Origin of the sequence: Pseudoalteromonas sp. SR45-4, from assembly GCF_014163535.1 — a bacterium.
Classification (GTDB): domain Bacteria; phylum Pseudomonadota; class Gammaproteobacteria; order Enterobacterales; family Alteromonadaceae; genus Pseudoalteromonas; species Pseudoalteromonas nigrifaciens.
In genome coordinates this window covers 44,092-56,672 of the sequence record NZ_JACJDO010000026.1, presented here as the reverse complement: position 1 = coordinate 56,672, position 12,581 = coordinate 44,092, and the positions used below count along the sequence as shown (strand labels likewise).

The window sequence follows — 12,581 nt, the reverse complement described above, 5'->3', positions numbered from 1 at the left end:
ACGCCAGGTGTTTTGGCACCTTTTGAAGAAAGCGTTACTTCAGCCGCTTGGCAAAGCCATTGTGGGTGACTGATAAGGCGCAGTAATCGATTAACGCGACGCGCTTTATCGGTTGCTGTCCATGTTGCTAATTTACGTTGCAGTTCGCTGATTATCAAAGGTCTTCACCTCATTAAGGTCAGGTAATTTGCTTGCGCAAATCAATTAAACTGCGCCCCTTCGCCATGTAATGGGCTTTCCCCATCTCAGAATACTACGAACGCTCCGCCAGCTTGTTTGTCATCGGGGTCGTGCTCCCTTAGCATTCAAACAAACCTTCCCCGGTTTACCTATCTGAACTCGAACATATTGGGGTGGATGCCGATCGCAGTCTTTAACCTTATCGTGCTGTAAGGTGATAATACTTAAACGCTGAATTGTGATTTAGCGTTTATCCATTGATAAATACCTACGTGTGATTTATCAAGTCGGCAATAATACTCATACATTTAGTATTATTGCCTGTTAATTCGTGTAGGCAATGGCGACGTTTCAGCCCATAGATGCGGGTTAATCGGTTCATGTACTTCATCCGTCCAATACTTAGTCTAGAAGAGCATCTTGGCGTAACGAATTCGCCTCACTCCCCGTTGTCAGCGAGTTCCATCACCTTATCAGCATACGATAAGTCACTGCCGCTCAGACTCAACTATCTGCACAACCAGATAGTGCCATAAACAATTTGGCTCCTACCGTATTGCTCATGTATTTCAGATAGACTCGTGGTTCATTAAAGCATTCCTTGCTAGTGCTGAACTCCGGGCACACTGTAAGTAATATCACCTACCCAATGCGTGTTATGTGTCTTCGGGTTGAATTGTCGTTTTAAAAGGTTTTGTGCATAGTGATGCTCATCACCTGAGTTTGGGTAATAATGTTTTTTCTTTGGCACAATGGCGTGTATATTCAATTTGTTCATCAATGACGCCGTTTTATATACTCCTATTGTGTGATCAAGTGCATTCAGTTCAGCGTGTATTCTACGCCTGCCATACGTATTACCCGAGTCCTCAGCTATCGATTCAATTAAATCCAAAAGCACCTGCTCTTGTTCATCGGGTTTGGCAGGTTCATAGTAATAGCTACTCATACTAACCTCTAAAACACGACACAATTCAGTGATAGTGTAATCTGCGTTTGCTTTCTTCAATTCTTTCATTACTTTAAATTTTGATTGTCGCGAATGAAGAAAGCGGTGGCTTTTTTTAATATGTCATTATCCTTTAAAGCACGCTTCAGCTGCTTCTCTAGTAATTGAATACGCTGCTGTTCAGGTGTAAGTGCTTGTACATTTTCAGGGCTCTTACCATCTAGTTCAGATAAATATTGTTGCTTCCAACGTGATACTGCTGACTTTCCAGCGCCAGACATTTCTTCAATTTGTTTATTAGTATAGCCTTCTTCTAACATTAATTTGGCATATTCGAGTTTCTGCTGTGCACTGAGTATTACTTTTGATTTTCTGGTCATATTGATACCTTTTCGGTTTAGCTCATTTTACGCTATAAACCTCTCCAGTTTCATTAGACCATTACACTGGGAGCTGGCTTAATGCCTATGGAAGCTTATTTTCCGCTTTGGCAAGGCCAAGGGTTTATTAAAGTCGACCCTACAACTATAAGCGCACAAACAACACGATTTGATGAGCAATTTGCAGGTAGTCGCTATGGACAAGGTGCATTGTGTATTTTTACCTGTGCATTAGATGAAGTAAGCCCTGAGGAAAGTGGCGTTGATATTGGTATAGGTTGGCAAAATGAAAACTGGCGTGTTGATATTGGCACTACCCCACTTGGTTTTTTAATTGAAGACATTGTGTGGGGCATAAACTACGCAGACGATTTTGGCGACTTTGGATACAGCCTAGAACTTGAAAAACGTCCTGTTACCAGCTCGGTACTCTCCTATGCTGGTTTAACCGATATAAACTCAGGTAAAGTTTGGGGTGGCGTGCGCTCAACTGGCCTAACCGCCAATTTATCGCACGACTTGGGTGGTAATTGGGGGTTTTGGTCAAGTGCCGACTTTCAATTATATAAAGGTCAAAACGTAAAAGACAATCAACGTTATCGGCTAATGGGTGGCAGTTACTATCGCGTTATTAGTAACCAAGAGCGTGAATTTACCGCAGGTGTCAGTTTATTGCATTGGTCTTATAAGTTTAATTTAAGCGAAGAAACCTATGGTCATGGCGGATATTACAGCCCGCAAAACTATATAGGTATTTCATTACCATTAAGTTATGACGCACGTTGGGGAGATGATTTTGTTTATCGAATTAAAACCGGTATTTCTTACTCACAAACTAAATCGAACGCGATTGACTTTTTCCCAAACGATCTCAACTTACAAGCCCAAGCATTCGCAAGCCAGCTTGAAACAGGCGTCGTTCCTGCTTTTAACGGTGATACTAGCGCCGGTGTTTCGTATAACTTAGAAGGCAGTTTTGAGCACCGAGTAACCCCGCATTGGTTTTTTGGAGGCTACTTAGCAATTGACCGCTCTGACTTTTATGAGCCTAACTTTGGACAACTTTATGTACGTTACTATTTCAATCCTGTTTACGGCACATTAGCATTCCCAGGTAAACCTATAATACCTTATGCTGACTTTTAACAAGGTTTATTGTGTTTAAACCATAAAGCTTAACACTTCCCCTCGCACTAAGGTCTATGTATACTAATGCGCAATTGTAGCTAGGATAAGGGTGTGACTCTTACCTACAGCTTTACTACCTTAACGGCAAACCATTACCTTAGCTGCATTAAACAATACTGATGGTCGAGCATTTAGCGTGTAATACATGGCGCTAAATAGCTAAAGCAAAAATATATAAGGCCATTACAACAATACTTAAAGTTAGGAAGTAAATATGAGTTCAGCTCCAGATAGTGGTTGGTTTGGCCACCCTAAAGGACTTTCAACCTTGTTTTTCACCGAAATGTGGGAACGAATGAGTTATTACGGTATGCGAGCTATGCTCGTATTATTCATGACAGCAAGCTTACAACAAGAAGGCCTTGCTTTTACTGTTGCTTCAGCTGCTGCTATTTACGGTTTGTACACAGGCGCAGTATACTTTTTAGGCTTACCTGGTGGTTGGCTAGCTGATAGATTATTCGGCGGTCAAAAAGCTGTTTGGTATGGCGGTATTATTATTATGTGTGGCCACATTATTTTGGCTATTCCACATGATTACTCATTTTTTATTGGTTTAATTTTTGTAGCAACGGGTACCGGCTTACTAAAACCAAATATCAGCGCCATGGTTGGACAACTATACAGTGATGCTGATGAACGTCGTGATGGCGGGTATGCTATTTACTACATGGGTATTAACTTAGGTTCATTAATTGGTTATTACGTTTGTGGTTACTTTATGGAAAATTTAGGTTGGCACTGGGCGTTTGGTGCTGCAGCTGTTGGTATGGCTATTGGTTTAGTGCAATACAAGCGCTCACTTAAAAACTTACCTGAGCATAGTGCTCTACCAGCTAATCCATTAGGTCCTAAAGGTACTGCTCGCGCATGGGGCAGTATTGCTATATTTATCATTATAGCGGCTGCAATCACTCTAGCCGCGATGACTGGCGCTATTATTATTAATCCAACGGTAGTTGCAGGTTATACTGCGATTGCATTCACTATTATTTTCTTTGTTTATTTTGGTCTTATCTACTTTAAAGGTAAGTTAACCGATGCTGAAAAACAAAGAATGTGGGCACTGTTTTTAGTATGTATAGCTTCAGCCTGTTTTTGGTCTGGCTTTGAGCAAGCAGGTTCATCATTAAACTTATTTGCACGTGATTATACTGACCGTCTTATTGGTACTTTTGAAATCCCTACAACTTGGTTTCAGTCATTAAACTCGCTGTTTATTATTGCGCTATCACCATTTTTTGCAGCGCTTTGGATCAATATGTCAAAGCGTCTTGTTTCACCATCTTATAGTGCAAAATGTGCTGTTGGTTTAATTATAATGGCAACAGGTTTCTTAGTTATGTTTATGGCAGCGCATTATGCGGCTGAAGGGCTAAAAGTAGCACCTTACTGGCTTGTTACTACCTACTTTTTACACACTGTGGGTGAGCTTTGTTTGAGCCCTGTGGCATTAAGTGCTGTAAGTAAGTTATCGCCTCGTCGCTACACAGGCCAAATGATGGGCGTATTTGTATTAACTTATTCTATCGGTAATATCATTGCAGGATTACTTGCTGGTAACTTCGATCCAAATAATGTTGATGAAATACCTAACTTATACCTACAAATAGCATTATTTAGTATTGGTGTTGGTGTTATTTTAGTACTAATGACCTTTAAATCTAAAGTGTGGGAAAGACAGGGACTAAGTGAGGAAGCCTAGTAGTTAAAGTATTTAATTAAAATATTTGTTAATTAAATATCTATTACCCAACTTTTAATTACTTCCCCATAGCAGTATGGGGAAGTTTCCTCTTGATAATCTTTTATTGCTTAGTTGTTAACTGGTATTATTTAGCCAATTGATTACTGATTAGATTTTTAGGGATAGCGGGTAGATGCAATTGTTCACTTTGTATAAAGTAATTTTAGTTGTTTTTTTCATTGGTTTTTTATCTGCTTGTGGTGGCGCTGGCGATCAAGTCACTCCTAATCCTAATAACCCTTCCACTCCCCAAGCTAACGTATTACTTATTACTGGTGCAGGTTTATCTGCCACTATTAACGATAACTTTAAAATTGAAATTCCTGCCAATAGTGTTAACTCTGATACAGAGCTTACTTATATTAGTATTGAGCAAGACGAAACGCCGCAAACGCAAAATATTATTTCTAATCTACATAGCTTAACTCCCGCAGGGCTTTCACTTAGTAATCCTTTTACAATTTCCTTAAAAATCCCTGACGATTACGCATTAGGCGGCCAACTTTATATTGCCCGTTTAAACGCTACAACTTGGGAAACTATAGAGAACTCTCGTGTTTTAAATGGTTTTGTTACAGCTCAAGTTAATCAGTTAATCAGTTAGGCACATATGCCATAAAAATGCAGCGTAAAGAACGCACTGCCAGTATAGGCCCTACCTGTGATGTAAACAGCACTGAGCAATCTATTCGCTTTGTACATATTGCCGACTTACATGCTCGATTTGGTTATCAAGAGCAATTTTTTAGCCGAATTAAGGCATATCATAAAAAGGCTTTAAGCGAATCACCTTATACTTTATTTACCGATGGTGGAGATGATTACGAAAAAGGCACTGTAGCTGAGCAAATATCACAAGGTTTAGCGACCGATGAAGCCGTAAAAGCAATGAAGTTCGATCTTCGTGTAATAGGTAACCATGACTATGCTTGGGGGCCTGAAAAATTATTAGGCTTCTCAAAGGATGACAATGCCATTGTACTTGCCAGTAATACACGCTACGAAGGCGAACAAACACAAGATTTTGCAGCAGTAGGTTTTGCTAAAGTACAAGTAGGCTGCATTACACTCGGTGTATTTGGTATGACATCGGTCCCGTGGAACGAGCTAGATAGACCACTACAAGATGACCCTATTCCTGATTTTATCAAACAATTTAAAATGAGCTGGCAATGGCAACAAATAGCACAAAGTATTGTTAGTCAGTACAGTGATGAAGTAGATTATATGCTGATGTTAAGCCATTTAGGTGAAGGCCTTGATACTAAAATCGCACAAAGTGTGAGTGGTATTGATTTGGTTTTAGGCGGTCATACCCATGGCGGTGAGAGCTTTAATACCCTTGATAATGGCGCTATTGTTATTCAACCTAACTTTTACGCTAAGGGCATAACCGACTTAAACTTAACGTTCGACACTAGTAATAAAACGCTCAAAAATGTTGACTACAAAACAGTAAAAACCGACACCATTACTGAGCGAGACACAACCACACAACAAGCCATCGACACAATTATGGGCCATTATGCTCCCGATGCACAAACTGAAATTGCAATATCAGAAAACTACTTAAATGCAATGCAATTAGCAGCAGTAACCGCTGCAGCCGCTCAGCACTCAAGCAGCACTATTTCAGCAGCTTTACTCAACCCTGAGTTAGTGCAAAAACGTTGGACCCCTGGCGCCCTAACACAAGAGGACTTTCATAAAGCTTACTACGTAGAAAGGCAGCCATCTAACACCCCAGGCTTTAACTCTTTATATAAAGTCACGGTTAGCGGCAATGATTTAAATGCTATGTTAGCCAATCAACCTGATTGGTTTTTACTAGCGCCTGAAAATATTCAAGCATCAAATAACTACAGTGTCGCACTTTTTAAAGGGGCAGCTCTTAATCCTGATTTATTTTTTAATGGGGTTACTTTTAATGATGTAGCACCGATAGCCGAGGCTTGGTGGCTTCTGGATCAATACGCACGTCATAGAACCACTCAATGCTTACATATTGATACAAATACGCCACTCAATGCCTGCCAAGACATTGCTAATATCACTATTTGGAACTTTGATGATGTTAGCGATCCGCTTAAAGCCGACTTAGGCCCATCAACTCTTAGTTACTTTGATCCTGACAATAAAGGCTGGGGTCCTAAAAAGACCACCTTTGCTAGTACTAGCACATTTAATATTAGTGATTTAGCTGATGGCGCATCAACTGTAATGGCATTTACCGATCACTCTCCTAACGAAGGGCTAAAGATTGAGTTAAATACCGCGCCAAATGGGGATTTTGCAAACCAAGGAATGGTGTCTGACTACACTTTAGTGATGGACATTTATTGGCCTTTTGCAGCAAAAGAAATATACAGAGCACTAGTTCAAACCGATGCAACAAATGATTTGAATAACGACGCCGACATATTTATTAATCCTATTGGTGGGTTAGGTGCATCAACCAGCGACAGTGGTTATTTTGGCACATCTGAGCCTGATACCTGGCACCGTATAGCTTTTGTATTTTATACCGCACCAAGCAATGGCGTATTTGAAGTGTATATTGATGGTGAATTTGCGGGTGTTAAAAGAGACGGTGAAATAGGTAAACGCTGGGCACTCGATCAAGCCGTATTATTATTAACCGATAATAACTACGAAACCGAACCGGGTTATTTAAACGCACTGCTTTATGCTGGTCGCGCAATGACTCGCAGTGAAATAAAAAGTATGGGTAACGCGCAACAAAAGCTGACTTTTAAGCAAACAACCCGAGAGCTCAATCAAAGTGTTGAACGCCATTACCAACTTGCACCCACAATAAAACCTAATTTATGGTTAGAGCAACGTAGCAAGTTCTTTAACAATAGCAAACCGTAAACAATTAAATACAAAAAACCTTGTTTTTACTACAGTAAAAAAAGAGATTTAAGTTAGCTTAAATCTCTTTATAAAAAATAAACAACAACAAAATCAATAGCTAAAACTTAAAATGCCGCACTTATTCAAACGTTTTCATACATACGCGTATTTAAAGCACTCAGCAAAAAAGTAACTTACTGCTAACCGTCCTATAAAATTTACACACGCGCTGTTTACTAAATAACAACGCCCCCTTCCCCAAAGTACAAATTTAGTTAATCATCTACAGCAATACGACAACAAATAATCGCAGTGCTTAATTGCGGGAGTAATGATAATGAGTGAAGTAAATAACCCTTTAGGTTTAGTTGGTATCGAATTTACCGAGTATGCGACACCTGATGCAGATTACATGGATAAAGTATTTACCGACTTTGGCTTTTCAAAGCTAAAAAAATTCAAAGGTAAAGACATTGTTTATTACAATCAAAACGATATTCATTTTTTATTAAATAACGAGCGTGATGGCTTTTCGGCACAGTTTGCTAAAGATCATGGCCCGGCTATTTGTTCTATGGGTTGGCGAGTAGAGAATGCACAAAAAGCATTTGAAGCAGCGGTAGAGCGCGGTGCAAAACCAGCAACCGACTCGGCAAATAAAGATTTACCTTACCCTGCAATTTATGGCATTGGCGACAGCTTAATTTACTTTATTGAGCAATTTGGCGAAAAAGGCTCTATTTACGCACAAGACTTTGAAGATCTAGCCGAGCAAAACGTGGTTGACGATAAAGGCTTTATTCGCATCGACCATTTAACTAATAATGTTTATAAAGGCACCATGGAAAAATGGGCTAACTTTTATAAAGATGTATTTGGTTTTACAGAAGTTCGCTACTTCGACATTAAAGGCCAAAAAACAGCGTTAATTTCGTATGCGCTTAAATCGCCTTGTGGCACTTTCTCTATTCCTATTAACGAAGGTAAAGGCAACGATAATAACCAAATCGATGAATACCTTGGTGAATACAATGGCCCTGGCGTACAGCATTTAGCATTTTTAACTGACGACTTAGTAAGCTCACTTGATAAGCTTGATAAATCGACTATTGCAACTTTGGATATTATTCCTGAGTACTACGATACTATTTTTGACCGTGTACCTTGGGTTGCTGAAGACAAAGAAAAAATTCGTGAGCATCAAATTCTAGTAGATAGCCAAAGTGAAAACTGTTACTTACTACAAATTTTCTCTAAAAACCTATTTGGTCCTATTTTTATTGAAATGATTCAGCGAGTTGACGATGGTGGCTTTGGTGAAGGTAACTTCCAAGCACTATTTGAATCAATTGAACGCGACCAAGAGCGCCGTGGCGTTTTATAAGTAGTTAGCATTTATATTTTAAAAGCAGCGTAACTCGCTGCTTTTTGTCGTTTTACGCTGATATTGAGTAACAATTCTACTCTGTCTGTTTAAATCGTGCTATTCATCACCATATAAGCTGTTAATAATAGATGTTTTTAATCTTTATATGCTTATTTAATAAATTGATATTTATACTGATTAGCACGACCAACTAAACCAAAGGAAATGTAATGAGTTTAATTAACGAAACCCATGATATAAATTTAACAAGCTGGGTAGCCTCTGCAAACGTTGCAGATTGCGACTTCCCTATTCAAAATCTACCTTTTGCTGAAGTTCGTCGTAAAAATAGCAACGAAGCTTTTCGTGGCGCTGTCGCTATTGGCGATCAGGTTATCGATTTAGCAAAACTAAATGAACTCGCTATTTTTAGTGGTGATGCGCAAACAGCCATTGCTGCTGCAAGTAACACAACATTAAATGAATTTATGAGCCTTGGGCAGCAATATTGGTCAGCACTGCGTTTAGCATTATCTAAAGCGCTGCGTGAAGGCTCTGAGCATCAGACTAAATTAAGCGAAGCGCTTATTGCACAGGCTGATATTGAGTTTGCATTGCCGTGTCGCATTGGTGATTACACCGACTTTTACACCTCTATTTACCATGCAACTGCTGTGGGTAGCTTGTTTCGCCCAGACAACCCACTACTACCTAACTATAAATGGGTACCTATTGGTTATCATGGTCGCTCATCATCTATTGGTGTATCGGGCCAACAATTTCATCGCCCTAAAGGCCAAACCAAAGCGCCAGATGCTGAAGTACCATCGTTTGGCCCGTGTAAACGCCTTGATTATGAACTAGAAGTAGGTATTTACTTAGGTAAAGGTAACGCGTTAGGTGATGCTATAGCGATTGAAAATGCTGAAAACCATGTATTTGGCTTTTGTGTCTTTAACGATTGGTCAGCACGTGATTTACAAGCGTGGGAATATCAGCCGTTAGGGCCGTTTTTAGCTAAAAACTTTGCATCAACGGTATCTCCTTGGATAGTGACAACTGAAGCGCTAGCACCATTTAGAACAAGCTGGACACGAGATGAAAACGATCCACAACCATTGGATTATTTAGAATCTAAAGCGAACCGTGAACAAGGCGCGTTTGATATTCAAATGGATGTAAAAATTCAAACTCAGCAAATGCGTGATGAAGGTCATACACCAACGCGTGTATCAACCTCAAGCTTTAAGCACTCATACTGGACAGTTGCGCAAATGGTAACGCACCATACTGTGAATGGTTGTAACTTTATGCCAGGTGATATGCTGGGCTCGGGTACGCAATCTGGCCCAACCCATGAAGAAGCGGGTTCGTTACTTGAGCTTTCTCGTGGTGGTAAAGAAAAAATCACGCTGAGCAATGGCCAACAACGTAGCTTTTTAGAAGACGGCGATAACGTTATTATGCGTGGCTGGTGTGAAAAAGAAGGTTACGCACGCATTGGTTTTGGCTGTGTAGAGAGTACTGTACTCGCTGCAAAATAATTTAAAGAATAAATTTTTTTGCTAAAAAGGATGGCATTTATTGCCGTCCCTTTTTATTAATTCAGTCATAGTTACAATTTTTTCTAGCTTTTTAAACTCAAATTGCTATCTTAGCTTGGTTAATAGCCAGTATTTATGTGTCATGCCTATATTTATAAAGTCTTTTTTTGAACAGTTTTTTCCCTCTCGTCAACTACTTATTCGCCAAAATGGTGAAGTTAAGCATGTAGTTTTGGCGCCTTGGCTGCAAGTTTTTATCGTATTACTTGTATTAGTTACTCTTAGTTGGGTAAGTATTTCGAGCTTTCGGGTTTACTCACAAACTACAAAAATATCAGATATTGAGCAAACTCAACTCGATGAGCAAAAACAATGGCAACAGCAAGTCAGCGAGCAAAAAACACGCCATGACGAACAAATAGCACAATTAGCTGAGCTTGAACAAAAACAAGCTTTACTCCAAAGCATGATCGAATCTCTTCCTGCTTCTCTTAGTAAAGATGTTATAAAGCTGGGTGACGAACTTGAATCTCCTATTGAAGAAGAGCAAAGCGAGTTTCATGAACCTTTAGTCGATGACAGCGCTCAAAGTAAACAGGTGCAAAATACGCTCCCTAGTACATTCGCTGCTCGCTATGCACAGCTAAATCAATACTACGAGCAAAATTTTTTATCGCTTGAAAGTCAAATTACCCAACGTCATAACGCCATTTTAGCCATGCTTAAAGGTGCAGGGCTAGAGTCTGCATTAGCGCAACATTTAGCATTAAGCGAGCAAACAACCGCTCAAGGTGGTCCGTTAGATGTATTCGATGAAGCAAAAATTCCTGGCACATTTTTAGCTATTGCCGATAAATTATTACTACTAAATAATTTAGAAAACTTTTTAAATGAACTGCCTAATACCTTACCGCTGCCAGCTGCAAAGTATTATATTTCTAGCAACTTTGGATTGCGAAAAGATCCAATGAACAGTCGCCGCGCCTTTCATAAGGGCGTTGATTTAGCCGGCTGGCATAAAACTGAAATATTTGCTCCTGCCGACGGTACTGTACTGCGCGCTGGGCGCAATGGCGGTTATGGTAACTTTATAGAACTTGAACATAAAAATGGCTTAGTCACTCGCTTTGGTCATTTAAATAAAGTTAAAGTAAAAAAAGGCCAAGCAGTCACTAAGCACGATGTAATAGGCTTAATGGGCAGCACCGGCAGAAGTACCAGCACTCACTTACATTATGAAGTGCTTATTGATGGCAAGCATGTCAATCCTCTTAAAATAACAAAGGCGCTCTCTCGTGTTTGGTAAAAAAAAGCAAGTAACAAATAACGCTTCATTAAAACGCGTTAATCACGCTCCTTCTATTATTTCAGAAGATATGCGCCTTACCGGGTCAATAATAAGCCAAGGTGAAGTGCAACTTGATGGCCGCATTGATGGCGACATTAAAGCTACTCATTTAGTAATTGGCACTACAGGCGTAGTTGAGGGTATTGTTGAAGCGACAAGCGTGATTGTTAAGGGCAAAATAATTGGTTCATTAAATGCCAGTGAAGTTAACATTAAAAATAACGCTCATGTGCATGGTGATATTTTTCACGATACGCTTAGTATAGAAGCTGGTGCAATTATTGAAGGTAATTTAAAACAGCGCTTTGAAAAAGAAAACTTAACACTCATTAATGATGAGTCAAAGCCGGTGAGCGATGTAAAACCATTAATTAACGAGGACGATATCGGCTTGTCATTCGTAAATAAACAAGCCCCTAATAAAAGCTAGTTACTTTTTAGCTGTAATGTACATAGTAATATCTGCAGTGAATACTAGTTCATTGCGGGTATTATATAATTTTACTGGCACCACTAAGTCTTCTTTATCTAGCCACTGGTGCGGTAAATCAATCTCTGCAATAGCGGTTACATCGGTATCTACTTTAGCTAAATACCGTACCGTCATACCTTTTGGGATCCAACGGTGAGTTTTAACCGGTACCGTGGCATCCACCATCACTCCAGCACATAACTCGGCCAAATTACACTGCGCTATTGCATGTATTGTACCTATGTGATTATGAACCCTACGCCGGTTTTTAACCCGCGCACTACAATGTCCTGCTTTTAAATTAAGTATGTAAGGCTTCATCGAGCCAAAGTATGGCGCTTTAAAACAGACTATTTTAGTAAATAGCCAGTGCCCAAAGGGTAGCTTTTTAACAATGCGCCATGCTGTTAAAACTGAAGATTTATTGCTCATTATTATTTTCCATCGTTTATTCTTTTGTAAAAGTAACACATCAGACCAGTTTGAGGTAGTGTCTTTAAAAGTCCCTTTTAGCTATTTAACCTTAACTTTGGTGAAGAGATTTACTAACG

Annotated in this window: 6 protein-coding genes and 4 pseudogenes; 7 read left to right on the top strand and 3 right to left on the bottom strand. The window is 39.6% G+C overall.

What is annotated here, in order from left to right; translation table 11 throughout:
- Positions 1-158, bottom strand: a pseudogene (locus tag H5058_RS18500) (group II intron reverse transcriptase/maturase); the annotation flags it as partial.
- Positions 159-808: 650 nt separating this feature from the next.
- Positions 809-1,509 (bottom strand): annotated as a pseudogene (locus H5058_RS18495) (IS3 family transposase); the annotation flags it as partial.
- A 63-nt stretch (positions 1,510-1,572) separates the two neighbouring features.
- Here H5058_RS18495 and H5058_RS11910 point away from each other — a divergent pair.
- The 7 genes and pseudogenes from H5058_RS11910 to H5058_RS11880 all read left to right on the top strand — a co-directional run.
- Positions 1,573-2,655 (top strand): annotated as a pseudogene (locus H5058_RS11910) (cellulose synthase subunit BcsC-related outer membrane protein); the annotation flags it as partial.
- Between the two features lie 256 nt (positions 2,656-2,911).
- The gene (locus H5058_RS11905; protein WP_182678376.1) at positions 2,912-4,402 is read left to right on the top strand and encodes a peptide MFS transporter; all 1,491 of its coding nucleotides are present in this window, start codon (positions 2,912-2,914) and stop codon (positions 4,400-4,402) included.
- A 175-nt stretch (positions 4,403-4,577) separates the two neighbouring features.
- Positions 4,578-7,318: pseudogene (locus H5058_RS11900) on the top strand (metallophosphoesterase).
- A 319-nt stretch (positions 7,319-7,637) separates the two neighbouring features.
- A complete protein-coding gene (hppD, locus tag H5058_RS11895; RefSeq protein WP_011328825.1) occupies positions 7,638-8,684 on the top strand; it encodes a 4-hydroxyphenylpyruvate dioxygenase in 1,047 nt (348 codons plus the stop codon).
- 212 nt (positions 8,685-8,896) lie between these two features.
- A complete protein-coding gene (gene fahA, locus H5058_RS11890; RefSeq protein WP_089368605.1) occupies positions 8,897-10,210 on the top strand; it encodes a fumarylacetoacetase in 1,314 nt (437 codons plus the stop codon).
- Positions 10,211-10,352: 142 nt separating this feature from the next.
- Positions 10,353-11,516, top strand: a complete 1,164-nt coding sequence (locus tag H5058_RS11885; protein WP_182678374.1) for a M23 family metallopeptidase — start codon at positions 10,353-10,355, stop codon at positions 11,514-11,516.
- Positions 11,506-11,988 (top strand): polymer-forming cytoskeletal protein, encoded by a 483-nt coding sequence (locus tag H5058_RS11880; protein ID WP_182678372.1) that lies wholly within the window; start codon positions 11,506-11,508, stop codon positions 11,986-11,988. Before H5058_RS11885 ends, H5058_RS11880 begins: the two co-directional genes overlap by 11 nt.
- Here H5058_RS11880 and H5058_RS11875 read toward each other — a convergent pair whose 3' ends face one another.
- Positions 11,989-12,462, bottom strand: coding sequence for a hotdog fold domain-containing protein (locus H5058_RS11875; protein WP_058373868.1), 474 nt, complete (start codon positions 12,460-12,462; stop codon positions 11,989-11,991).
- Positions 12,463-12,581 lie beyond the last annotated feature (119 nt).

Bases quoted from the DNA above. Each gene is read 5' to 3' on its own strand.
- fahA (WP_089368605.1), top strand. From the start codon at position 8,897: ATGAGTTTAATTAACGAAACCCATGATATAAATTTAACAAGCTGGGTA.
- H5058_RS11885 (WP_182678374.1), top strand. From the start codon at position 10,353: ATGCCTATATTTATAAAGTCTTTTTTTGAACAGTTTTTTCCCTCTCGT.
- H5058_RS11875 (WP_058373868.1), bottom strand. From the start codon at position 12,462: ATGAGCAATAAATCTTCAGTTTTAACAGCATGGCGCATTGTTAAAAAG.
- H5058_RS11905 (WP_182678376.1), top strand. From the start codon at position 2,912: ATGAGTTCAGCTCCAGATAGTGGTTGGTTTGGCCACCCTAAAGGACTT.
- hppD (WP_011328825.1), top strand. From the start codon at position 7,638: ATGAGTGAAGTAAATAACCCTTTAGGTTTAGTTGGTATCGAATTTACC.